A 25724-nucleotide genomic window follows, 5' to 3' on the forward strand; every position below is an offset into this window, starting at 1 on the left:
TCAAGCCCGGCGTTCCCCGCAGCAGGAAGAATGACGGCGACCGACCCTATTGACGCCAAGATGACCGGCGATTTCCGAAAATACTAGATGCAGTTTTTAGGAGGGAAAAGTGTCTCGATTTATTGCAACTTCAGCTATCAGGGGTGCTCATGGAGTGGTTACCAAAGCCGAGGAGATGCTCAAGAACGCCCTGGAGAAACACGGGGCAGACACACCTGTTACCTTTGTCGATAGGGAAGGGGTAGGCTCAACCTTCTTTCTTCCCGTGGTTTATGCATATACAGGGCATAAGATAGAAAAGCTGGGCGATATGGCTCCGACGTTAGAGTATTGCAAGAGCCTGTTGCCGCCGGTGCCCGGCGGTAACCTGTGGCTGCCCTACCTTGGTGAGACCGCGGATGCCGGAGTGGTCACCCTGTTTGCCGAGGAGATTATCAAAGGGGTAGAGTTCGTTGAGGGGAAACAGCCAGAGGTGCGTAATGGCTTCACCTTCAACGGCCCCATAAGCGATGTCCAGACGCGCTCGTGGGGGATTCAGATGGTCGATGGCAGCATGCCCGGTTTCGCCGCCGTTATCGGCGCCGCCAAGAGCAATGAGGTGGCGGTAAAGATCGTTCGCGAGCTTCAGTCCAAGGGTCAGCTCGTTTTCCTCTCCTCCACCTCCAACGGCCGCTCCATTGTTGACCAATTATTGGAGGAAGGAGTGGAGTTAGGTTACAATACCTTCACCGTCCCCTTCGGCACCGATACCGAGTCTACAGTTTACGCCCTGGGCTACGCTGCCCGTGCTGCCATCAGCTTCGGCGGTGTTACCCCCGGCAACTTCCGCGAGATACTCCTGTATAACAAGTTCCGCTGCTTCGCCTTCGCCCTCTGCCTTGGCCCCATGAATGACCTCAAGTGGGCCACTGGGGCTGGGGCTATCACCTACGGCTTCCCCGCCATCCTGGATACAGTTGCACCGAACATCCTGCCCACCGGGATCACCAGATATGAGCATGTCGTCAGCATGCCCTTCGATGATATCCCGGGCAAGGATGACCTCGAGCGAGCGGAGCGACTAATACAGCGCTGCATAGAGGTAAGGGGCATCAAGATCAAGATTCCCTCGGTCCCCATTCCAGTTGCCTACGGCCCCGCCTTCGAGGGCGAGGTAGTACGCCGTGCTAACCTCAGAGTCGAGTTCGGTGGCAAGGGCGGCATCTGCTTCGAGTGGCTGACCATGAAGGACCCCGATGAGATAGAGAACGGCAAGTTCACTGTGGTGGGGCCTGATGTCGATAGCTTTGAAGAGGGGGCCAAAATCCCGCTGGCGATCATTGTCGAGGTGTCGGGGCGCAAGATGCAGAAGGACTTTGAGCCCGTTCTGGAACGGCAGATCCACCACTTCGTGAACGGCGCCGAGGGGATTCAGCATGTCGGCCAGCGGGATATCACCTGGCTTCGCTTCAGCAAGGGTGCGGTGGAAAAGGGCTTCACCTTGAAGCACCTGGGCGACATCCTTCATACCAACTATCACAACGATTTCGGTGCCATTGTGGACAAGATGCAGGTTACCATCTACACCGAGCAGGCCAAGGTCGAGGAGCTAATCGAGCAGGCACGCGCTGTCTATCGAGAAAGGGACGTCCGAATAACAGGGATGACCGACGAAAGTGTAGATACCTATTATAGCTGCACCCTGTGCCAGTCCTTCGCCCCCAATCACGTTTGTATCATCAATCCCGAGCGCACCGGTCTCTGCGGCGCCTACTCCTGGCTGGACTGCCGCGCCGCCTTTGAGATCAAGCCCACCGGCCCCAACCAGCCCGTTCCTAAGGGGAAGTGTCTCGACCCGGTTAAAGGGGTATGGGAAGGGGTCAACAACTTCGTATATGAGCATTCGCAGCGGAATGTGGAGCGCTTCACTATCTACTCCCTGATGGAAGCCCCGATGACTACCTGTGGCTGCTGCGAGTGCAACATGGTGGTTATCCCCGAGGCTAACGGGGTGATGATCATCTCCCGGGATGACTACAGCATGACCCCCTGCGGGATGACCTTTACCACACTGATGGGCACTATTGGCGGTGGCCTGCAGACGCCGGGGATGATGGGCCATAGCAAGCGCTACGTCCTTAGCAAGAAGTTTATCCCTGTGGAGGGCGGCCTGAAGCGGGTGGTCTGGCTCTCCAAGAATGTTAAGGAGGAATTCGCCGAGGAGCTAAAGGAGGCCTGTGAGCGCGAGGGCGTGCCCGACCTCATGGATAAGATCGCCGATGGCACCGTCGCTACCACAGTGGATGAGCTATTGCCCTTCCTGGAGGAGAAGGGGCACCCTGCTCTTACTATGGAGTCCATACTTTAATGGAGTAACCTGGAGGATCTAACAAGGGTCGAATTCCTCGGCCCTTGTTTCCTGGGTGAGAAAGGAGGAATCGTTATGTCAGCAGTGGAAATTCCTACTGAGAAGTGGACAGGAAAAGTACACGAGGTTACATTGGGAGGCAGCAGTGGCCGCAAGGGTGTTACTGTCGGTGGCGCCAGTACACTTCCCTTCCTCCACTTTGATGGCTCTATGCCCAATAGACCGGTAATCGCTATAGAGATACACGACAGCAAACCAAATGACTGGCCACCCCACCTGATCTCTGCATGGGGCGATGTTACCACTGACCCCGGGGCATGGGCCAAAAAGGCAGTGGAGTACGGCGCCGATATCATTGCGCTGCGCCTCAGAAGCGCCCATCCGGAGGATGCCAACACCGGCGCCGACGAAGCCAAGAAAAGCGTGGATAAGGTTCTCTCTAGTGTGGATATACCGGTGATCGTCCTGGGACCCGGGGTGGCAGAAAAGGACAATGAGGTGCTGATAGCTGCCTCCGAGATTGCCAAAGGGCAGAGGATTGCACTGGGGAACTGCGAGGAGAAAAACCATCGTACCATCGCGGCAAGCTGTATAGCTGATGGTCATATCGCCATTGGCCATACCCCTCTGGAGATAAACCTAGCCAAGCAGCTTAATGTGCTACTTTGCGATGTGGGTCTCTCTACAGACTCCATCATTATGGACCCCGACACCGGGGCTTTGGGCTATGGACTGGAATATTCCTACTCGGTCATGGAGCGTTTGAGGTTAGCAGCGCTCACCGGAGATAAAATGGCAGCCATGCCTATGCTTTCCCCCGCAGGGGCAGAGTCCTGGCGGCAGAAAGAGTCAAAGGTTACCGAGGGAGTACCCCAAACCTGGGGCGATAATGAGGAGCGATCGGCAGTATGGGAAGAGATGACTGCTGTTATGATGCTTAACGCCGGTGTTGATATTTTAATACTCAGGCATCCTAAGTCTGTGACAATGGTAAAGGAAACCATCGATAAGCTGATGAGCGCATGAGAGGAGGACTCACAAATGGCACTTACTGGTATCGAGATCTATAAGCTACTACCCAAAACCAACTGCAAGGAGTGTGGTTTTCCCACCTGCATGGCCTTCGCTATGAAGCTGTCGGCCAAGGGAGCGGAGCTTTCCGCATGCCCCTATGTCTCCGATGAGGCCAAGCAGTCCCTGGAGGCCGCCTCCCGCCCACCGATTCGCCTGGTCACCATCGGCGCAGGCGAGCGGAGGATCAAGGTGGGCAATGAGGTGGTCATGTTCCGCCACGAGAAGACCTTTTATAACCCGCCGGGACTGGTGGTTCGGGTCAAGGATACCGACCCCGAGGATCAGGTATCCAAGGTGGTAAGCGATGTAGCCAGCTACACTGTGGAACGCGTCGGCATAAAGCTCAAGCTGGATGGTATTGCTATCGAGAATGGCTCCAGCAATGGTGATAAATTCGTTAAATGCGTGGAACTGGTAAAATCCAAAACCGACGTCCCTTTAGTTCTTATGTCAAATGACCCCTCGGTTATGAACCAGGCCCTGGAAAAGGTGGCCAGCGCCAGGCCGCTCATATATGCCGCTACCAAGGATAACTGTGACCAGATGGTGGAGCTGGCCAAGAAGCATCAGTGCCCCCTGGCGGTATACGAACCCGCCGGGCTGAGTGAGCTGGCGGAATTGGTGTCGAGGGTTACTGACGCCGGTGTGGAGGATGTGGTTCTTGATCCAGGTGCCCGCGAGTTTGGCCAGTCCCTCACCGCCCTGACCCAGATTCGTCGGCTGGCCATCAAGAAGAGCTTCCAACCCCTGGGCTTTCCTGTCATCACCTTCCCCGGCGAGGCGTCAGCCAGTATGGAGGAGGAGGCAGTTCTTGCCGGCCAGCATATCGCCAAGTACGCCGGGATCATTGTGCTGGATAACTTCACACCGGGCACATCCTATCCCCTGCTCACCCTGCGCCTCAATATATATACCGACCCACAGAAACCGATTCAGATGGCCCCGGGTATTTATGAGATCGGAACGCCAAATCCGGAAAGCCCGCTGGGTGTTACCACCAACTTCTCCCTGACCTACTTCTCCATCGCCGGGGAGCTGGAATCGAGCGGCTTCCCCTCCTGGCTTCTGGTGTGTGATACCGAGGGGCTCTCAGTGCTTACCTCCTGGTCCGCGGGAAAGTTCGATGCGGAGAAGATCGCCAACACGGTTAAGGAGTTCCATGCGGCAGAACGGGTAAGCCACAGCAGTTTAATTCTCCCCGGGGGTGTCGCCGTACTACGCGGTGAACTGGAGGAGGAACTGCCCGACTGGAAGGTCATGGTCGGACCCCGCGAGGCCGTGGATGTCGGCAGATACTTGAAGCAGAATTGGGCCGTGTGAGGTATGAGTAAAACCATCGCCATCGGTGGGAAGGGTGGAACCGGCAAGACCACCATCGCCGCCCTCCTCATCGAATTGCTCACGCAAAAAGGCACCGTGCTAGCGATTGATGGCGACCCCAGTTCCAACCTTCATATGGCACTGGGCCTGTCCCTAGAGGAAACCGTAGGCGGGGTGCGTGAGGAAATGGCCGACCGCAAGGTCATGGAGCGAATTGGCATACCACTACCCAACTATATGGAGTTGAGGATTCAGGAGGCCCTGGTTGAATCGCAATCGGTAGACCTGCTCGCTATGGGGCGACCGGAGGGCCCCGGGTGCTACTGTGCCGCCAATAACTGGCTCCGTGAGTGCATCGACCGCCTGGCGGGTAACTATGACTATGTAGTTATCGACTGTGAGGCGGGCATGGAGCATATAAGCCGGCAGACCACGCGCGATGTCGACATCCTACTCTTGATCTCGGGTCCAACCATCAGAGGGATCTCCGCTGCCACGCGAATGAAGGAACTCACCGCTGAACTGAGAACCCATGTGGGTAGGATGGCCCTGGTGGTCAATCGGGTTAGCGATGGACTGCCACCTGAGATCGGTCAGGCGATAGAAGAGGCAGAGCTTGAACTCATTGCGCTGCTGCCCGAGGACAGGGGGATGATGGGACTGGAGGTGAGGGGAGCACCGCTAACCGGGCTGCCCGCTGATTCCCCGCTTCGACTGGGGGTTCTGGAGCTAGCGGGGAAGCTGGGTTTAGCATAAAAAGGAGGGTAACCATGTTCATTGGCATCGGGGAGCGTATACAGATAATCAACAAGAATGTGAGGGCCGCCGTCGAGGGGCGGGACAAAGCCTTCATTCAAGACCTGGCAAAGAAACAGGTAGACTCAGGCGCAAAAATGCTCGACCTAAACATCGGCCCCCAGAAGAAGGCGGGGCCCGAGGTAATGGACTGGCTGGTTAATACCGTCCAGGAGGAGGTAGATGTCCCGCTTTCCCTGGATACCACCAATGCCGAGGCAATTGAAGCCGGGCTTAAGCTGTGCAAGCAGAAGCCGATTATAAATAGCACTAATGCTGACCCGGCACGCATGGGCGTTTTATTCCCCCTGGCCGCCAAGTTCGATGCCAACATTATAACGCTTACCCTGCGCGCCACCGGCCTGCCGGTTAGCGCCGATGCCCGGGTAGGGATACTGATGGAGGACCTGCTCCCCGCCGCTGAGCAGGCCGGCCTGAATATGCAGAATATCTATGTTGACCCCCTGGCGATGACGGTTAGCGGCACCCAGGAGCATGCCCCCGAGGTAGTTAACGCCACCCTTGTCACCAAACAGTTGATGGAGCCCCCGCTTCACATGACCTGCGGTCTCTCTAATGTATCCAATGGTGCCCCCGAGGATGTCAGACTGGTGCTCAACCGCGTCTACCTGGTGATGCTCATGGGGGCAGGGATGGATTCGGCGATCCTGGATCCCTTCGACAAGAAGCTAATGGAGATGATCACTCTACTGGAGAACCGCGATGATTCCACCGCACTGGGCAAGGTCTATCTCGCCCTCTACGATGCCTGTGCTACGGGCGATGAATTCGACCCCTCGATCATCGACATGACTGACCCCGACCAGGCTGCAGTCGCCAAGACCGTCAGGGTGCTGCAGAACAAGGTAATCTACGCTCATAACTACTTGAATCTATAAAGAGCGGCCGAACTCCCGCTCCAGTTGTCGGTAGCTAAGGCGGATTATTGTTGGTCTGCCATGGGGGCACGTATATAGCGAGTTCGCTTGCTCCAGCTCACGAACCAGCTTGTGCATCTCCTCCGAGCTTAATACCTGACCCGCCCTCACTGCGCTGTGGCAGGCAAGCGAAAGGGCGATTCTTTCCTCTCTTTTCCCACTCTCCCCTTCCTCACCGAGGGAATCCAGTATCTCGATCACAGCCTGAGCGATATTCCCTTCTCTGAGTAAGGCGGGTACGGTGCGCAGCAAATAGGTTCGCGGCCCGAAGGGCTCAATGGCAAAGCCATAGGAGTCAAGCACCTCCGCGCCGGTCTTCAGTAGCTCCTCCTGGCGAGGAGTAACCTCGATGGAAAGTGGCTCAAGCATCCCCTGAACCTCCACTACCTTACCTGCCTGCTGAGCGCGCACCTGCTCGAAGAGGATGCGCTCGTGGGCAGCGTGCTGATCGATGAGATACAGCCCGTCGGGCCCCTCGGCAATAATATACGTCGCGGCGAGCTGACCCAGGACGCGAAGGATGGGCAGGGGTGACCCAGCAGGTGGCTTTGCCGGGGTGGAGAATAGCTGGGTTGAGGGGGAACCCTCAAATATCTCTTCCTGCCTGGCCAGATATCCCTTCATGATAGCGGGCTCGCCAATCAAGCTGACCTGCCTCTGCACATGGGGCACGGTCATCCCCTGCATCAGGGCGGCGCGCACAGCCCGCTGGACAGAAGTGAACAGATACTGCTCATCGCGGAACTTCACCTCAGCCTTGGAGGGATGGACATTGACATCGATATCCTGAAGGGGGAGGGAGATATTGATCACGGCGATGGGGTGCTTTCCCACCATTAGCAGCCCCTGATATGCATCCTCGGTGGCACGACTGAGGAGCCCGCTACGCACCCAGCGGTGATTTACAAAGAAGCTAAGGTGGCCCCGGCTGGAGCGGGCAAGGGAATAGGGGCTAACAAATCCCCAGACCTGAGAATCCCTTTCGCCCACCGGGAGCATTGCCTCGGCCGTCTCCACTCCATAAACCTTGACCAGCACATCGCTCAGTACGCCACTACCCACGGTCTGAAGCACCATCCGCCCATCTATGAACAGGCTAAATCTAACCTCCGGAAAGGCAAGGCTATACTGGCTCACCAGATTTGAGATACGGCTGCTCTCCGTTGCCAGCGACTTGAGGAATTTGAGGCGTGCGGGGACATTTTGGAAGAGGTGGCGCACGGTGACCGAGGTTCCCTGGGGAGAGGCTCGTTTCCCCGTTTCATCCGCCACACCCTTTTTCAGATTAAGATAGTATCCTGCGAGCTCCCCGGGGGTGCGTGTTAGTACCTCAACCTGGGCTACAGCGGCTATGCTGGGAAGCGCCTCCCCCCTGAAGCCCAGGCTAGAAATAGCATCTAGGTCTGCCGCGCTTTTTACCTTGCTGGTGGCGTAGCGCTCGAAAGCGAGGGCAACCTCGTCAGCAGGTATGCCTGCGCCATTATCAATAACCCTTATGAGGCTCAATCCCCCGCCGCGTGTCTCGATGGAGACCTGGGTAGCTGCAGCATCGAGGGAGTTCTCGATAAGCTCCTTTACCACCGAAGCAGGCCTCTCCACCACCTCACCTGCTGCAATCTGGGATGCCACCTCAGGCGCTAAGACCTTGATGGGCATTTATCACTTAATCCACTTTGCACTCTGGAAGAAGAGCTCCGAGTAGCCACAGTCCCTGCAAATATAGACATCGAACCGATAATCTGGCCCCATAAAGCCCAGCTTGCCATACATGGAAAGCTCTAATCGCCTGAGTTGTTCACTCCCGCACCGGACACATTTGGTTGGTATGTCATACTTTCTTTCTGGTTTTGCCATCAGGTTACCTCCCGTGCTTCTTTTACGTTATTATTCGTCCCTCGCCTTCTGCTTTAGCTCATAAAGCTTGGTGAGCGCCTCAAGCGGCGTCATGGAATCCACCTGCAGTTGCGCTAGCTCATCCAAAATCGGCGATGAATTCGCAAAGAGGGAGATCTGCTGCAGATGGGGTCCTTTTCGTTCTCGACGTGGCCCGTTTCGCTGCCGGTCGCTTTCCAGGCTGGATAGCACCTCCTCAGCGCGGTGAATCACCGATCGAGGAAGGCCGGCAAGCTGTGCCACATGGATGCCATAGCTCTTGTCAGTGCCTCCAGGCAGGATCCGGCGTAAAAATATGACCTTGCCGTCCTCCTCAGCCACAGCAACATTGTAATTTTTCACCCTGGGGAGGAAATTTGCCAGCCCCACCAGCTCGTGGTAATGGGTGGCAAATATGGTTTTTGCCCCGAGCATGGGGTGATGGTGAATGTACTCGGCAACGGCCTGGGCGATTGATATGCCATCGTACGTGCTGGTTCCCCTCCCGATCTCATCCAGGATCACCAGCGAGCGTTGGGTAGCATGGTTCAAGATGTTCGCGGTCTCCTCCATCTCCACCATAAAGGTGGAACGACCCATCGCCAGTTCATCCTGGGCCCCGACACGGGTAAAGATGCGATCGACGACTCCAATAGTGGCTGAATCGGCAGGAACAAAGCTGCCCACCTGCGCCAAGAGCACGATAAGCGCCACCTGCCTTAAATAGGTAGACTTTCCCGACATATTGGGGCCGGTTAGGATAACCATCTGGACATCCCGGTTGGAGAGATGGGTATCATTGGGGACAAAGGGCTCATCGCTGATCACCTGCTCCACAACGGGGTGGCGACCGCCTAAGATAACGATCGTATCCTCATCGGTCATCTCTGGTCTCTGATAGCCATAACGTGCCGCCACCTCGGCCAGGGAGGAAAAAACGTCTATCTGAGCCAGGGTGGTGGCTACCTCCAGGATGCTCTCGGCGGCAGCGCCTATCTGGCCTAAGATCTGGCGAAAGATATTCCCCTCAAGCTCAGCGAGCCTCTCCTGGGCATTAAGGATAAGCGATTCATATTCCTTAAGAGGGGGGGTGAAGAAGCGCTCAGCGTTTACCAGCGTCTGCTTGCGAATGTAATCGGCAGGCACCTGAGGTAGATTGGTCTTCGAGACCTCGATATAGTAGCCGAAGACCTTGTTGTACCCCACCTTGAGGGACTTGATCCCCGTCCGCTCACGCTCCTGTCGTTCCAGGTTTGACAGGTACCGCTTCGCCTCCGCTGAAGAAGACCTGATCTGATCCAGCTCCGGCGAGAAGCTGTCCTTGATCACACCCTCACCCAGGTTAGCAGGAGGCTCCTCAGAAATGGCCCTCGAGATCAGGATAGCGATATCCTGGCAGGGTTTCAAACCCTTCAAAAGGCATCCTTTGGGGAGAGTGCCTTCTTTCGCCATCACTTCACCGAGCTGGAAGGCAGCCTCAAGGCTGCGGCGCAGGCCAATAACCTCCCGGGGGGTGGCGATGCCACTCCTGATGCGGTTTACCAGCCTTTCCATGTCAGCGATTTGGCTGAGCAAATTGACCGTCTTGGCACGCCGCCCCGCACTATCATAGAACCATGCTACAGAATCAAGTCGCTGGTTTAAAACTGTTATGTCAAGCAAAGGCTGCCCCAGCCACCTGCGTAGCAACCTACCTCCCATAGCTGTTTTTGTCAGGTCGATTACGGAGAGTAGGGAACCGGCAGTTCCCTGGCGGAAGGATTGAAATAATTCCAGGTTGCGCCGCGTCTGGGGGTCAAGGACCATGAAGGAATCTGTAGTGTAGGTGGCAAGCCTGGTGATTTGCCCCAGTGCTCCCCTCTGGGTCTCACCAAGGTAATGGATAATGGCACCCGCCGACCGTACTGCCAAAGGCAGGTGAGCACAGCCGTATCCCTCTAAGGATGAGGTTCCAAAGTGCTCGCGAAGAAGCTGGCTGGCAGTTTCCAGTTCGAACCACTGCTCGTCGAGGAGGGTTAACGGAGTATTATTTCCTGAAAAATCGGTAATATCGCAGCCACGCGGGACCAGAACCTCCGAGGGCCGCAGGCGCTCCAGCTCCGCCAGGGCACGCTCACGTGAAGGCTGGGTGGTTTGGAACTCGCTGGTCGTAATATCGACATACGAGATGCCCACCTGCTCCCCATCAGGAACAGCAGCGGCGAGATAGTTGTTCACCTTCCCCTCAAGTAGCCCCGGTTCGACCACGGTGCCCGGCGTTATTACACGAACCACATCCCGCTCTACCAGCCCCTGTGCCTTTGGCTCGCTGAGCTGCTCGCAAATGGCCACCTTATAGCCCCTGTTAATAAGCCTCGCCAGATAGTTATCCAGTGCATGATACGGGACCCCCGCCATCGGGAAACGCTGCCCCTTGCCCATCTCCCTCTTGGTGAGCACGATCTCAAGCTCCCTGGAGACGATCCTGGCATCCTCATCGAAGGTCTCGTAGAAGTCGCCGAGACGGAAGAAGACTATGGCTTCTGGATACTTCCGTTTGATCCTCAGGTATTGCTGCCTTAAGGGAGTCATCTCTACACCCTTTCCCCCTTGGCGCTATTCTACTAGAAAACGTCCCGGCAAACAACAAAAACCCCGCCTTAGCAAGGCAGGGTTTTTCCCATCTCATTCATAAATGGTGAGCCTTTCGCAGCCTTAACTCATAGCTATTTCTTTGCCTTCTCCACCCTCACCGCACAGACCTTTAGCTCTGGGATCTTGGAGACGGGATCGAGCGCGGGATTGGTGATAAGATTCGTCCTCGTTTCGGTGAAATGGAAGCTCATCGTCACCACGCCCACCGGTGAAGCTTCAGTAACTCTTGATTTTGTCTTCACTTCCCCCCGCCGCGAGATAACCCGTACCCAATCGCCATCGGTGATCCCCAGATTCTGGGCGTCCTGTGGATTTATCTGAACCAGTTCCTCTCCTTTAAGAACATTGAGCCCCTTCACCTTCCGCGTCATGGTGCCAGTGTGAAACTGGTACAGGCTACGCTCCGTGGTGAGGATAAGAGGATAGTCATCATCGGGCTGCTCCATCGGCGGCTTATATTCAAGAGGCAAGAACCTCCCCTTGCCCCTAGTGAAGAACTCAGTGTGCAGGATCGGTGTTCCCGGATGGTCATCCAAAGGACATGGCCACTGCAGGCCGCCCTTTTCTAGACGCTCATGCGAAATACCGCCATAGGCAGGAGTAAGCTCGGCTATCTCCGCCATGATCTGAGAAGGATTCTCGAAATCGAAGCCTCTGCCTCCAAGCCGCTTTGCGATCTGGCAGGTGATCCACCAATCGGGCCGTGAATCGCCCATGGGTTTGATAGCTTGGCGCACCCGCTGCACCCGGCGCTCCGTATTGGTGAAGGTGCCATCCTTCTCAGCAAAGGTTACTGCAGGAAGGACGATATCGGCAAGCTGCGCCGTCTCCGAAAGGAAGATGTCCTGCACAATGAAAAGCTTCAGCTTCTTAAGCGCCTCCTCGACGTGTCTGGCATCGGGGTCGCTCAGCACCGGGTTCTCCCCTACCAGGTATACCGCCTCTATATATCCCTCGTGGGCAGCATCCATCATCTCGGTGAGGGGCAGACCCGGCGAATCGCTTAATTTGGCACCCCATTCCCTCTCGAACTTCTCTTTGATCACGGGGTCAGCCACGCTCTGGTAGCCGGAGTATACATTGGGCAGGGCACCCATATCGCAGGCCCCCTGCACATTGTTCTGACCGCGGAGGGGATTCACCCCGGTCGATGGCTTTCCCACGTTTCCGGTGAGCATCGCCAGATTGGCGGTAGCTATCACATTGTCGGTTCCGTGGGAGTGCTGGGTTATCCCCATACCATAGAGGATCGTTGCCGGGCTGTTCTGGGCGAAGATCCTGGCCGCCTCAGCGATCCTGTTCGCAGGGACGCCGGTTATATTCGAAACCCTATCCAGGCCGAAGTCTTTAAGCGACTCTTTAAACTCATCGAAATTCTCACACCTTTCTTGAATAAATGCGGTGTCAGCTAGTCCTTCATCGACAATGACCTTCATTATACCCATCAACAGGGCGACATCGCTCCCCGGGCGGTGCCTAAGCCAGAGGGTGGCGAAATGGCAGAGATCTATCTCGCGGGGGTTGGCTACGATGAGTTTCGCGCCATTCCTAGCCGCTTTCTTGACATCGGAACCGATTATGGGATGATCATCAGTGGTATTGGTGCCTATGGCGAGAATACAACTGGCCTCGCCGACCTCGGCGATTGTATTGGTCATCGCCCCGCTTCCGAAACTTTGGACCAGACCGGCCACAGTGGGGGCATGTCAGAGGCGGGCGCAGTGATCTACATTATTTGTGCCCATCACCGCGCGGGTAAATTTCTGTATAATATAGTTATCCTCATTGGTACATTTAGCGGATGAGATGGCGGCAAACTTTTCGCTGGCCCTATACTCTGATAGCTTGCTGGCGACAAGGTCAAGCGCTTCCTCCCAGGTAGCTCCGATAAGCTTGCCGTTTTTCCTGATGAGCGGGGTAGTAAGCCGCTCCTCGTGATTGACAAACTCGGGGATGCCGAAGCGGCCCTTGACACAGAGCCTGCCTTTGTTGACCGGATTTTGCTCCTCCGCGCGTACACTGACGATGGAATTGCCAATTACACCGAGCAGAACGCCGCAACCCACACCGCAATAAGGACATATCGTGCTCACCTCTGTGAGTGGCGGCAATCTATCTCTGGCGACAAGCGCTCCTACCGGGCAGCTAGCGACGCATTGACCACAGGATTCGCAATTCGTATTCAGTAGCGATTTGGCATAGGGGGGGACAGCTACTCTATAGCAGAAGCTCAGTGCCCCAACATTCTGTACATCGAGGCACGTTCGGACGCAGCGGATGCAGGCGATGCACTTGTTGGCATCGATCTCTATGAAAGGATGAGACCTATCTACAGGATACGTGTAGTTGTCCCGTCTGATAGTGGGATATGGTACTTTATACTCTGCTGCGAGCTGACGTAGAGTACAGTAATCGGCCGCCTTGCAGCCACAGGACATGCACCTTTCCGCTTCTTTTCTAGCCATATCCTCGGTGTAGCCGAGTTCTATTTCCTGGAAATTATCACGTCTCTCCAGAGGTCTGAGTTTTGGCATCTCTCGCCTCGGCTGACGCTCAATATCATTGAACTCATCTTTACTTATCTCGTCGAGTTCGCCTTTGCTCAAGTTGAAAGGTTGGCCCACACTCTCCAGCTCTTCGCCACTTAGATAGCGATCGATTGCGATGGCGGCCTTCTTCCCCGCTGCCATCGCGTCCACTGCCCGTGCTGGTCCCGTAACCGCATCGCCCCCAGCAAAGACCCCCCTCACTTCAGTTTGAAGAGTTTCAGGAGAGGCTACGATTACATCTCCTTTACCAGTTCTGAGAGTTCCCCCCTCAGAGGCAACTCTCTCCGCTTCCAGGAAAGATATATCAGGGGTCTGCCCAATAGCGGCAATAACGGTTTCGATTGCCAGAGTAAACTCGGAGCCGGGTATTGGCTCTGGCCTACGGCGTCCGCTTTCATCCGGCTCACCTAATGCCATTCTATTGCAGACAAGCCCGCTTACTCTGCCATCTTCTCCAATTATCCTAACCGGTGCCGCCAAGAAGTGAAGCCTGACACCCTCTTCCTCTGCCTCCTCCACCTCCCAATCGCTGGCTGGCATCTCCGCCCTGGAGCGGCGGTAAACGATCGTCACGTCATCTGCTCCCAGGCGCAGCGCGGTTCGCGCCGCATCGATAGCCGTATTCCCTCCGCCGATTACCGCCACTTGACTGCCTACTTTCAGGGGTTCGCCCAGCGCTACAGAACGCAGAAAGTCGGTTCCCGGAAGAACGCCCTCCAGGTCCTCTCCATCAACTCGTATCTTCTGGCTATTATGAGCCCCTATGGCTAGGAAGATTGCATTAAAACCATCGTCGAAGAGTTTTTGTAAAGTGAAATCTCTACCTAGTACAGAGAGGGTTTTAATCTTCACCCCCAGGGCCTCTATGGCAGCGATCTCTCGGTCAAGTACATCCCGGGGCAGGCGGTAATCTGGTATCCCATAACGCAACATGCCACCGGGCTGCGGTAGAGCTTCAAAGACCTCTATCGTGTGTCCCATCTGCGCCAGATAGTACGCAGCGGAGAGGCCTGCTGGCCCAGCCCCGATGATAGCAACACTGAATCCGCTCTTGGGCTCCGACGCTGGGATAAAAGCTTCCTCACCAAGGAGGAATCCATAATCTGCGGCAAACCGCTTAAGGCTGCAGATGGCTAATGGTTCATCCACCAGATTGCGACGGCATGCCGATTCGCAGGGGTGAGGGCAGACGCGTCCGATGACTGCGGGCATGGGGATCGCTTCCTTAATGAGGGCCACTGCGTCACGATACTGCCCCCGAGCGATAAGGGCGACATAGCCTTGAACGTCCACCCCAGCAGGACAGGCAATTCGACAGGGTGCGACACAATCGCCATAATGGTTGGCCAAAAATTCTTCTAGTCTAGCTTTACGAGCGGTGCGAACTTTCTCGTTGTCGCTTTCCACCACCATCCCCGCCCACACGCGGGTGCTACAACTGGGCATAAGCCCGTAACCCTTGACATCAACCACACATATCCAGCAACCCCCAAGAGGTCGTAAGTAATCATCGTGGCAAAGAGTGGGAATAGGAATATTATTGTTGCGGCAAACCTCGAGGATGGTCTGGTCTACATGAGCTAGTATATCTTTGCCGTCGATGGTTATACTGACCTTGGTCACCTCAGCAATAACCATCACCTTAGCCTCTTTTATGCCTCAGGTATTCATCCATAGAGGCCGCGGCCCGCTTTCCCGCCCCCATGGCGCTTATTACGGTGGCGGCACCAGTAACTATGTCGCCGCCGGCCCATACACCGGGCTTCGAAGTCTTACCGGTTTCCTCATCGGCGACCACCGTGCCCCGCTTGGTGACATCCAGCCCCTTGGTGGTGGTGGGGACCAGCGGGTTGGGGGTAGTGCCCAGTGCGACGACAACGGTTTTAACGTCAAGCATGAACTCGCTGCCCTCTTTAGTGATCGGTCGCCGCCGGCCACTATCGTCCGGCTCCCCCAGCTCCATCTCATAGCACTCAGCACCCACAACCCAGCCCTGGTCATTGCCGATAAACCGCTTTGGATTGGTAAGGAATTTAAAAATAATCCCCTCTTCCTGGGCGTTCTCCACCTCCTCCCGCCTTGCCGGTATCTCCGCCTCGGAACGCCGATAGACAATATAGACCTCATCGGCACCGAGCCTCAAGGCGCACCTGGCGGAGTCCATAGCCACATTGCCACCGCCGATCACCATAACCCGCCCCCCCCGCTTGATCGGTGTATCGTATTCAGGGAATAGGTAGGCCTTCATAAGGTTGGTTCTGGTAAGGAACTCGTTGGCCGAATAGATGCCATTGAGGTTCTCGCCGGGGATGTTCAGGAACATGGGCAACCCCGCGCCGGTGCCCATGAAGATAGCATCATAGCCATCCTCCATAATTTCATCGATGGTCATGGTCTTGCCCACCACGGAGTCCAGCCTGACCTCCACTCCCAGAGATTTTACGTATTGAACCTCGGTCTGAACGATGTGCTTGGGCAGGCGGAACTCGGGGATGCCATACATGAGCACGCCACCGGCGACATGGAGCGCCTCAAAGAGTGTTACTTGGTGACCCATCTTGGCCAGGTCGGCGGCGGCGGTAAGCCCCGCCGGCCCCGAGCCTATCACTGCCGCTCTTTTACCCGTTGCCTTGATGATCTGAGGCTTTTTCATCTTCCCCTGGGACAGCTCCCAGTCGGCTACATAGCGCTCCAGGCGTCCGACAGCTATCGGCGCCCCCTTCTTTCCCAGGGAGCAGAGCGATTCGCACTGTGTCTCCTGGGGGCAGACCCGGCCGCAGATGCCGGGTAGGCTGTTCTTGCCCTTTAAGATCCTGACCGCCTCGGGCATATCGCCTTCCCGTATCGCATTGATAAATTCGGGTATAACCACATCCACAGGGCAGCCCTCAACACAGGGTTTCTTGGGACACTGGATGCACCGGCTTGCTTCGTACTTGGCTTGCTCCTCACTGTATCCCTGGGCGACCTCATTGAAGTTCTTAGCCCGCACCAGGGGCTCCTGCTTGGGCATCGGCACACGGTTCAGATCGAGTTTAGCCATGGCTCACCTCCTCCCCGCAAGAACATTCCATGGCATGCTTTTCCTCATCGAGATAGATACGCTGGCGGGCAAAGACGAGGTCCCAGTCGACCTGATGTCCATCGAATTCGGGACCGTCAACGCAGGTGAACTTCGTCTCACCGCCAACCTCCACCCTACAGCAGCCGCACATACCGGTTCCGTCGACCATGATCGGGTTGAGGCTGACAACGGTGGGAACAGCGAAGGGTTTGGTGGTCAGCGAGCAAAACTTCATCATCACTGCGGGGCCGATGGCAACCACCCGGTCGACCTTCTCGGACCCTTCCATAAGCTCCTTAAGCGGCTCGGTGACTAGTCCCTTGCGGGCGTAGGAGCCATCATCGGTGGTTACCGTAAGGCTATCGCTTACCTCTCGCACCCGGTCCTCCCAGAAAAGGAGGTCCCTATTGCGGGCCCCGATAATGGAGATCACCCTATTCCCTGCCTCTTTGAGAGCGCGGGCAATGGGGAAGATAGGGGCAACGCCAACCCCCCCGCCGACGCAGACCACGGTGCCGAACCTCTCGATATGGGACGGCACACCCAGGGGGCCGATAAAGTTGGCGATGTAGTCGCCAGCCTTGAGCTGGGCCAGCTTGCGCGTGGTAACCCCCACCTCCATGAAAACGATGGTTATGCTACCCTCCTCTCGATCCCAGCCGGCAATGGTAAGGGGGATGCGCTCCCCCTTCTCATCTATCATGATGACAACGAACTGTCCTGCCTGCGCCTTTCGAGCGACCGCAGGCGCCTCGACCTTGAAAAGGTGGTTGTTGGGCACCAGGGTTTCTCTACTTATAATCTCATACACCATTTCCCCCTTATATCTTTAGATTCCAATCCTTATCTGCTATTATAACGGCGCAAAACGCGCTGGATCTACAACAAGTGGATGGTAGATCTCCCTTATCGTCGTAGCGCAGGGTAAACTTGGATACCTTCGGCATCTTGAGAAAGTCTGCGGTTTACCATGCATAACTGAAGGAGAGATTGTGATTTTTCTAACAATCTATAATACAACAATTCGCCGGGGAATTCAACCCTCGGCAGTCACCAGACCGGCTACCCTTCGACCCAACCTCACGCTGTAGTTCATCCCCCTATCCTCGGGGTATATCTGGGTGGTGTTCGCCAGGTAGAGGCATGATATGGGGGTGGCGTGCTCCGGGATGCGGGATGAGTAATTGGTGGTGATGATCGGTTGCCCCGCATCATCACGGAAGAGGTAGCACCCTTCCACCCAGCCAGGTTCGAATTCAGGATTGATTTTTCGCAGGTGTGGCAGGTACTCCTGCAGAAGTTCATCGGGGCTAAGCGAATAGAGTGGGCTATCTTTCGACAGGTAATTTGCTATATATATGATCCGCTTTCCCCCGTATATGGATGGGTCCACGAGGTTAGTGTGCTCGATAAGGGCGACAAAGGGTATCGAGGCATCGCTGATATTCAGCCAGTAGATATGGGAGAGGGGCCTATTCATGGTCAGAACAAGGGCCACTGCCCCCTGATAGCGCACCCCTGCCAGCTTCCCCGCATAATCCGCAGGCAGGTGGGGCACCATTTCGAGGAATACTGGCGATGGCACGGTGGCGATAACAGCATCGCAGGGGTGCTCCCGACCCGCTGATTGAATACCGGTTGCTCTCTCGCCCTCCACAACTACCCTATCGACCGGCGATGATGTGTAAATCTCACCGCCAGCATCGATGATCCGCTCCCTGAGGCTCTCGATGAGCAACCCAAAACTTCCGTTCAGGTAGCCAAGGCTCTCCTTCTCCCCACGTCGCGAGGCAAGTCGCAGGTGTATCTTCCCCCAGAGCCAGACCATGCCGATTTCGTGAGCGCTCTCCCCGAACTTATTCTTTAAAAGGGGCCCCCACACCACCTCGTAGCTGCGCCTCCCCCCGTATCTGGTGAGCCATTCCTTGGCGGTTACCCTCTCCATCGCGTGCCAATTCCCATAGCGCCTTAGGTAGAGTGAAACCAGCCCCAGTCGCACCCGGTCGGCTACACCTAACGGCTTGAACTTGAGAAGCTCCATCGGGGTAACGAAATCGTATATCCTCCCCCGGTGGAAGAATCCCACCTTGGAGTCCAGCCACAGCAGTCGCTCACCGAGCCCAAGCTCGGCGATTATTTGTATTATGTCAACATCGCTGGTGAAGATATGGTGATAGAATCGCTCCAGGCGCTCCCCTCCCACCACAAAGGTGCCCGCCTGACCGCCAAGCTCCGCCTCTTTCTCGAAAAGGGCTACCTTGTGTCCCCTCTTGCCGAGTTCGTAGGCTGCGCTGAGCCCGGTGATTCCGCCACCGATAATACCGATTTTCATTCTGCACCTTACCCGGGTTCGCACTTCTCCGCCAGTCCTTTTCCCCCGCCAATCACCTGCGCCATTGAGATATTCTCCATCCACAGGAATAAAAATCCCAGCGCGATTACGGGCAGAAGCAGTGCCGCATGTATCAGCAGGATAGCCGCAGAGGCAGCTGCCATGGAAACCCCAAAAACCACGAGTGTTTCCCTGCCAAACCAATCGAAGGTGCCCACTCCGCCAGGTGCAACTAAAATGAACCAGCTCAGGGTGGCGATGCACATCACCAGCAGCATGACATGGAAGGGTTGCTCCAGGTCGAAGCCAAGGGAAAGTAGGTAAAACATGCTTCCCTCGCATAACCAGACCAGGAGCGAGGTAGCGGAGACGGCGAAGAGCCTCCCCGGTTGCCGGGGCACCTTTAGCCCGATGATCGCAGCGTCGAGCCATTCATCCCATTTAAGATTGGCTTTGGAAGGCAGGCGGCGAATCAACACCATCCCCATCTTGCGGGTAGTATCCGGTCTGAATGTAATAAACACCAATCCCAGAAGGCAGAACAGGAAGATGCCCATCGATACCCACCTGATCACCTCCACCCACCCGGTAAGCTCCGCCCCCTCCGGCAGGGACACGAAGAAGGATATAACCACCAGGAATAGAACCAAGGCCAGCCCATCGAAGATGCGCTCCACCCCGACCGTAGCCCCGACAGCCACCTTGCTGATTTTTTTCTTCTCGCCAAGTATGTATGCCCGCAGGAATATGCCCAGCCTCCCCGGGACTATATTGTTTAACGTAAACCCTATAACTATCAGGCGGAATAGATAGAGTGAGGAGAAACTGCCTAGTGGACGCAGCAGATACTGCCATCGAATCGCTCGGAAATAGACTCCGGTGAAGTAAACCGCCAGTGCGGGAAGCAGATATACGTAGTTAGCTTCAGCCAACGCCCGGCCCATCGCCATGAAATCCACACGATAGAAAAAAAGGGCCAGAAAGGCGATGCTGATTATCACCCCAATCCAAAGACGGCGACTTCTAAGCAATTATTCGCTCTCTAAGCTGCTATTATAGCGGAGTGGCGGATATGGAACAATCACGGGGCGTCCTTGCAGAAACAGACCATACCGTTTGAGGTCCAGTATGGATCCAAGGTCTCTCGATAAAGAATACAGCGCTAGCTATTTCCCCAGACGGACTAATTTTATACAGGAACTCGTTCGTCATCATGCCTTTACAGAATACAATAAATAACAACAGGGTGCGAATGTCCTCTCTGGTGATGTATAATATAGCCTCAAGTTAAGAATGTATTTTATAAGGAGAACAAGCAGATGGCAAGTGACACATACTTATCAGTTGTTTTTCCCGCTTACAATGAGGAAGCCAGAATTGAGACTGTTTTATCAACTTATTGTGATCACTTTGCAAATCAACAGATAGTAGTTGTGTGTAATGGATGTACAGATACCACACCAGCCATTGTCAATAGATTGTGTTTGAAATACTCGCAGATTAAGACCCTGTGTTTTGAGAAAAAACTGGGGAAGGGAGGTGCAATAATTGAGGGTTTTAAAGCAGCAGAGGGGGATAGAATCGGATTTGTCGATGCTGACGAATCTGTGGAACCAGATGACGTAATGAGGATGTTCGATGCTCTATCAAAATCAAATGTTGATGGTTTGATTGCATCGCGAAGATTAAAGGAATCAAGAATACTGATTAAGCAACCTTGGAAAAGAAGGGCTGGAAGCATAGTCTTTAATATACTTGTCAGAATGATGTTCAATCTAGATTATAGAGATACACAATGCGGCGCCAAGGTTTTTACGAGAGTGGCGATAAAGAACGTTTTGGATTCGTTGATTACAACAGGATTTGAGTTTGACGTTGAACTACTTTGGAAACTAAAAAATAGAGGCTATAAGGTTATAGAGTTTCCTATTACATGGAAGCATTCAGAAGGCTCGACTTTTCATCTATCCAATGCTCCTAAGATGTTCTTGGGGCTGTTGCTATTGAAGGTGAGAAGATGGAAATAGCAGAATACGAGAAGATGTATCACTTTGAGGAGAAATACTGGTGGTGGATTGGAAAGCGGGAACTTATCAAAGGAATTATAGATAAATTTATATTGAAGTTGGATTCTGGAGCGATTTTAGATGTCGGATGTGGCACAGGGATGAATTTGAAGTATTTGGAGGACTATGGGGCAGTTATTGGCTTAGACTCATCCAAGGAAGCCCTCGATTTCTGTAAAATACGTGGCGATAAGAATCTCATCCTAGGAGATGCCGAAAGGCTGCCTTTCGAAGATGATGCGTTTGATTTGATAACCGCACTTGATCTTCTAGAACATATAGACGATGACAAGGCTTTAAAAGGATTCCATAGGGTTCTAAAACCTAATAGTCCTCTTGTGTTAACTGTTCCAGCCTGGAGTTTTCTTTGGAGTAGACACGATGAGGCATTGCATCATAAAAGGAGATACAGCAAAGGTCACTTGAGAGATATTATGGAAGCCAATGGATTTCTTATTGAAAAGCTTAGTTATTGGAACTTCTTCTTATTCCTTCCTATAGTGGCAATGCGATTGATGAAAAGAAGGAGCATAAATCAAAAGGTAGAAACGGATGTTGAGGAATTGCCAGCTACTATAAATAGGCTTCTCACGTTCATTTTGAGGACTGAATCATACCTTATCCCCCATGTGAATCTGCCTATAGGCATAAGTCTTATGTGTATAGGAAAGACGATGAAATGACTACGGTAAATGAATATAAGGGTATCGTGTTCTTCAATCCACCAATAGGTATGAAGATAAAATATGGGGTGCCTACTCACAGAGTACGTTTTTCACAGATGGTCATTTAATATCCCCCCGCTTTTATCAAGTTCATAGCCTATAGGGAGCCTAACGACCCTCTATGGGAAATTTCCATATTCATAGATCGCCTTCCATAGCGCCTTGCTTCTTTGTCAATTTCTGCCGCTCTCCGATAACCTTAGACAGTGAGAGATTCTCCATCCATAGGAATACGAACCCGAGCGGAATCGTAAGCATTAGTATGAGAGCATGCAACACGAGTGTGTAAGAGCTAGCAACACCAACAGTGATACCAAAGGCTATCAGGGTTTGCTGCAAGGCGAAATCGAACGGCCCCAAGCCGCCTTGAGTCATAAGCAGCACCCAAGCCAGGTTGGCAACTGACATAGCCAGTAGATAGACATAGAAGGGTAACCCCAAATCGAAGGCAAAATCCAACATGTAAAACAATCCCGCCTCACTAAGCCAGACCAGCGCGGCCAACATAAATACAATGAGGAGTTGACCCGGGCTACGCATTATCCCCAATCCTTCGATAAGAAGGAGCAACCACCGCTCTGTCCTCTCCCGCAACCGCTTGGGTAGGAAGCGCAGTACCACATTGATTGCCGCTCGAGCGAGCCTTGGTGAGAAAACTAAGACAAGGCACAACACTAGCGCCCCTATAAAGAGACCGGACGTAATATAAATGACCTGCTGGAGTAAGCCCTCTAAAGGAATAAAAAAGGAAATTATTGCCGCAAAGAGGATAAGTATCACCCCATCTGATATCTGCTCCACCACCATGGTGCCTCCAACGGCCATCTTGCTTATGTTCTCTTTCTCCCCGAGTATATAGGCTCGAGCAACTATACCCAGACGTGCAGGCAGGACGTTGTTTACCAGCATGCCGACCACGATAAGCGGAAAGAGTCGTATGGAGGAGAAACTCCCCAGCGGTTTCAAGAGGAAGCGCCAGCGCACTGCGCGAAAATAAATACCTAAATAATATATTAATATTCCGGGTAGTAGAAAGAGATAATTCGCCTCGCCAAGTGCCCGCCCCATCTCGCCGATGTCATCGCGTACTTCAAAGATAAAGAGGAACAGGAAAACAAGGGTAATTACCAGACCAATCCAGAAACGGCGGTTCTTGAGCAATACACGCTCCCCAAGTGGCTATTTTGCCATTATAGAGCAGATAAAGATAACGGCGCAATTATGGGGAACTCTTAGGAAAGTAAACGATGACGTTCGGGCCTCCATAGCCATTTTCAGTCTCCCGATCCCAGAAGTAACCCCACCACCACCCTATACTAAAACCCGATTTATATTCCTCGGGGAACCATATGAGCCCACGTATTTCCTCCCCCTCACCATAATTTTCCAGGTAACCTTCGTCACCAGTTGGTCTATTTCCCGTGCTGACTATGAGCACCGAGCCACTGGGCTGGCTAATGGAGTGATCAACCTTTCCGTCCCGAATATAATCCCGTAGATACCAATCCCAGCTGGTATAGTAAACATCCCAATCGACTGTAACAGTAAAATCGTCTCCCATATCCGCAGCTAGTTCGTTGATCCGGGCGACGACACGAGGTACATCGTAGGATACAGCAGCATAGAGCAGCATCTGAGGTGGATCGTCATCTTTTCGGTAGTTTTCCTCAAGGGTGACATGCACTGTGAAGGAGAATAAGATAAGCAGGGCAAGGACTGTGCTTGCCTGAACCATCCTGGGCGTTATCCATCGCCACTTGAATCCCTGTAGAAGCCGACCGATGAACATCCCCCCGAGTAGGATAACGGGTAGAGCGATATGGATAGAGAGCCAGGGCATCTTCTCCCCAGCAAAAGAATAGAGTACTAGACTCATCACCGCCCAGTAGACCAGAAAGCGTGAGAAGGTATTGCCCTTTATCGTGTAGTATATGGCTCCAATAGAGGCAAAGAGCAGGGGTAAAAACTCGTATATGGGTAAAAACATTATATAGTAGAACCAGGGCTGTCCCCCTCTGGCTACCCCTTGCTGTTCGATCCAGTAATCGACGTTGCCCCAGACGCCAGTGGCGAATCCGGATATATTGGTGAAGAAGGCGGTGTAGAGAACGATGAAGATGCCATAGAAAATGATGGCAGAGATTAGCCAGCGGCGAGGGTTCCAGCGAAGCCCTATGGCTGCCGAGATGGCGAACAGAAAGACCACGAGAACCTTGGCCCACACATTGGAAAGGCCTGACCCCAGGTCCACCCCGGGTATTAGCTGAATAAATGCGCCAAATAGCGGCAGCGACAGGGTGCCTATCAGGATCAGATATTCGGCGGGAGCGGATAGGCCTTTTAAATAGAACCTATGTCTGACCCTGGCAACCAGCTCTTTAGCCGCAACTATAATGAGGAAGAGAGCTAACATGCATAAGGTTATATAGCTCACCTCCTTGGTGCAGAAGCTGAAGCTCAAAGCAGCCGCGCCGATATAGAGGTACCTTGCCTTTCTCTCCTCGATATAGCGCCACAGGCATACGACCAGGAGAAGCATAAAAAAGGCGATATAGATGTCGTTGCGGGCATAGCGGCTGTAGTAGAGGAACAGCGGGGAGAAGGCAAGGAGGGTCGCTACCGCAAGGCTCCCCCGGCGGCCGATCTGGCGTCGCAGAAAATAGGGAAGCGCCACAATGGCGGTACCGAATATAGCGGGGAGCAGGCGTGCTGCAAAGTCGCTATCCCCAAAGAGAAAGAAATTAAATGAGGTGCCATAAAATTGGAAAGGGCCATGTGTCCAGGGTTCAAGGCACCACGACAAAGGATTGAGAATATTCTGGCTGCAGCCAAGATGAATGCCCTCGTCATAGTGGATAGCACGAGCGCCCACATCCCAGAACCGTATCACCATGGCGATAACGATTAAGAAGCCGTATAGGGTGATCTCCCTGTTCATACGGGCACGCAAACGGCTAGCTACCGACAAAAAGACATTTTTCGCCCGTTCCACTATTCCTCCAATACCCTGTAGATGCTAACACCTTCTCCTTCGTATATCGGGTCGTAATTCTCCAGGTGACCAGCGAATTTCTGCAAGCCCTCCATTTCATAGAGTTCTTTTTCCAAGTTTCCTATATATACATACTCCACATTATATTTTCTTAAAAGCTCCAGCGCTAGGTCATTATCCAGCGTATTATAGATCATGTCGGCCTCCTCCCACCTTGCCCCTACGTTAAATCCGCTAGCATGCCTCCACATTGACTCTAGAAGCCTAAACCCTACTACAGTGGGCAATCCGGTAAATGTCGAGACACGCGATGAAAAAATGCCGGGATCTCCCGGCGCCTCCAACATCACCGGGGAGCCATCGATATTCTCGTTAATCCACTGGATAGCCTCATAGTCGCCCTTATCTACCATCTCAATATAGGCCATCCCATCCAAGGTGCCCCTGTTTATACCCCATAAGTCATGCCTGCCGCTCAGCATACTTGTGGTAGAGGCTATGGGATGGACAAGCGATGCCAGGATAAGAACGGCTAATACAGCAACCCAGATAACCCTTGTTTTTCCCCGCAAACTATTCATTACATAGAAAACGGCATAAGCCGCTCCTATACCGAAGAAGACCCATAGCTGCAGGTAGACCTTCAGAACCGTGTTGAACCTTGCCCACTCTCCACCACCCAGGGCATCACTGATGTAAAGGAACTCACAGAAAAACGCCAGCGCCGCACTCATGATAAGGAGAACCAGCACAAATTCCCTCGCTGACTTGGCCTTCGATCGGTATATGTAGTACAGTGAAAAGAGGCCTACCGGTATCACTATTATGAGAAGCCAGAAATCGAGGAGCACAGCAGCTATGATAGTGGCCACGAGAACAAGAATGGCCGCTGAAATCACCATCCTTCCTCTGAATATCTCTCGCTTGGACAATACCAATATAACCAGAAGAGAGCAGACGGCAAATAGGAACAGGGCGCTAAACTCAAGGAATTGGGCCAGGGTCGTCCTTGTTGT

Annotated in this window: 18 protein-coding genes and 1 pseudogene; 7 read left to right on the forward strand and 12 right to left on the reverse strand. The window is 53.8% G+C overall.

Annotated elements, in window-relative coordinates:
* Window positions 1–109 precede the first annotated feature (109 nt).
* From acsB to VMX96_01840, 5 genes are all read left to right on the forward strand, one after another.
* On the forward strand, window positions 110–2347 hold the full coding sequence (gene acsB, locus VMX96_01820; protein ID HUU62647.1) for an acetyl-CoA decarbonylase/synthase complex subunit alpha/beta: 2238 nt from the start codon (window positions 110–112) through the stop codon (window positions 2345–2347).
* Window positions 2348–2422: 75 nt separating this feature from the next.
* Complete coding sequence (locus VMX96_01825) at window positions 2423–3373, forward strand: acetyl-CoA decarbonylase/synthase complex subunit delta (protein ID HUU62648.1); 951 nt, start codon at window positions 2423–2425, stop codon at window positions 3371–3373.
* Window positions 3374–3388: 15 nt separating this feature from the next.
* Entirely contained in the window at window positions 3389–4741 is a 1353-nt protein-coding gene (gene acsC / locus VMX96_01830) for an acetyl-CoA decarbonylase/synthase complex subunit gamma (protein HUU62649.1), read from the forward strand.
* A gap of 3 nt (window positions 4742–4744) precedes the next feature.
* The gene (locus VMX96_01835) at window positions 4745–5497 is read left to right on the forward strand and encodes an AAA family ATPase (GenBank protein ID HUU62650.1); all 753 of its coding nucleotides are present in this window, start codon (window positions 4745–4747) and stop codon (window positions 5495–5497) included.
* 14 nt (window positions 5498–5511) lie between these two features.
* On the forward strand, window positions 5512–6435 hold the full coding sequence (locus VMX96_01840; GenBank protein ID HUU62651.1) for a dihydropteroate synthase: 924 nt from the start codon (window positions 5512–5514) through the stop codon (window positions 6433–6435).
* On the opposite strand, the gene mutL is transcribed toward VMX96_01840, so the two are convergent.
* From mutL to VMX96_01885, 9 genes and pseudogenes are all read right to left on the reverse strand, one after another.
* Window positions 6430–8130 carry a DNA mismatch repair endonuclease MutL gene (mutL, locus tag VMX96_01845; protein HUU62652.1) on the reverse strand — a complete coding sequence of 567 codons (1701 nt, stop codon included), beginning with the start codon at window positions 8128–8130 and terminating at the stop codon, window positions 6430–6432. The genes VMX96_01840 and mutL overlap by 6 nt on opposite strands.
* Window positions 8131–8133: 3 nt before the next feature.
* Complete coding sequence (locus VMX96_01850) at window positions 8134–8328, reverse strand: hypothetical protein (GenBank protein HUU62653.1); 195 nt, start codon at window positions 8326–8328, stop codon at window positions 8134–8136.
* A 30-nt stretch (window positions 8329–8358) separates the two neighbouring features.
* Window positions 8359–10917 carry a DNA mismatch repair protein MutS gene (gene mutS, locus VMX96_01855; protein ID HUU62654.1) on the reverse strand — a complete coding sequence of 853 codons (2559 nt, stop codon included), beginning with the start codon at window positions 10915–10917 and terminating at the stop codon, window positions 8359–8361.
* A gap of 134 nt (window positions 10918–11051) precedes the next feature.
* On the reverse strand, window positions 11052–13073 hold the full coding sequence (fdhF, locus tag VMX96_01860) for a formate dehydrogenase subunit alpha (GenBank protein HUU62655.1): 2022 nt from the start codon (window positions 13071–13073) through the stop codon (window positions 11052–11054).
* 177 nt (window positions 13074–13250) lie between these two features.
* A pseudogene (locus VMX96_01865) lies at window positions 13251–15167 on the reverse strand (NAD(P)-binding protein).
* Between the two features lie 4 nt (window positions 15168–15171).
* Complete coding sequence (gltA, locus tag VMX96_01870) at window positions 15172–16572, reverse strand: NADPH-dependent glutamate synthase (protein HUU62656.1); 1401 nt, start codon at window positions 16570–16572, stop codon at window positions 15172–15174.
* The gene (locus VMX96_01875; GenBank protein HUU62657.1) at window positions 16565–17404 is read right to left on the reverse strand and encodes a sulfide/dihydroorotate dehydrogenase-like FAD/NAD-binding protein; all 840 of its coding nucleotides are present in this window, start codon (window positions 17402–17404) and stop codon (window positions 16565–16567) included. Before VMX96_01875 ends, gltA begins: the two co-directional genes overlap by 8 nt.
* Window positions 17405–17629: 225 nt before the next feature.
* Window positions 17630–18925 carry an NAD(P)/FAD-dependent oxidoreductase gene (locus tag VMX96_01880; protein ID HUU62658.1) on the reverse strand — a complete coding sequence of 432 codons (1296 nt, stop codon included), beginning with the start codon at window positions 18923–18925 and terminating at the stop codon, window positions 17630–17632.
* Between the two features lie 8 nt (window positions 18926–18933).
* Window positions 18934–19956, reverse strand: coding sequence for a lysylphosphatidylglycerol synthase transmembrane domain-containing protein (locus VMX96_01885; GenBank protein HUU62659.1), 1023 nt, complete (start codon window positions 19954–19956; stop codon window positions 18934–18936).
* A gap of 288 nt (window positions 19957–20244) precedes the next feature.
* Here VMX96_01885 and VMX96_01890 point away from each other — a divergent pair, with 288 nt between their 5' ends.
* Together VMX96_01890 and VMX96_01895 are read left to right on the forward strand one after the other, a co-directional pair.
* The gene (locus VMX96_01890) at window positions 20245–20952 is read left to right on the forward strand and encodes a dolichyl-phosphate beta-glucosyltransferase (protein HUU62660.1); all 708 of its coding nucleotides are present in this window, start codon (window positions 20245–20247) and stop codon (window positions 20950–20952) included.
* A complete protein-coding gene (locus VMX96_01895) occupies window positions 20943–21674 on the forward strand; it encodes a class I SAM-dependent methyltransferase (GenBank protein ID HUU62661.1) in 732 nt (243 codons plus the stop codon). Before VMX96_01890 ends, VMX96_01895 begins: the two co-directional genes overlap by 10 nt.
* Before the next feature lie 180 nt (window positions 21675–21854).
* On the opposite strand, the gene VMX96_01900 is transcribed toward VMX96_01895, so the two are convergent.
* The 3 genes from VMX96_01900 to VMX96_01910 all read right to left on the reverse strand — a co-directional run.
* Window positions 21855–22877, reverse strand: a complete 1023-nt coding sequence (locus VMX96_01900; protein HUU62662.1) for a lysylphosphatidylglycerol synthase transmembrane domain-containing protein — start codon at window positions 22875–22877, stop codon at window positions 21855–21857.
* 58 nt (window positions 22878–22935) lie between these two features.
* A complete protein-coding gene (locus tag VMX96_01905; protein HUU62663.1) occupies window positions 22936–24708 on the reverse strand; it encodes a flippase activity-associated protein Agl23 in 1773 nt (590 codons plus the stop codon).
* Window positions 24708–25724, reverse strand: a 1017-nt coding sequence (locus VMX96_01910) for a DUF2298 domain-containing protein (protein HUU62664.1), incomplete at its 5' end; no start/stop codon positions are given. The genes VMX96_01910 and VMX96_01905, both read right to left, overlap by 1 nt.

The organism is Dehalococcoidia bacterium (genome assembly GCA_035528575.1).
Lineage (GTDB): Bacteria > Chloroflexota > Dehalococcoidia > E44-bin15 > E44-bin15 > DATKYK01.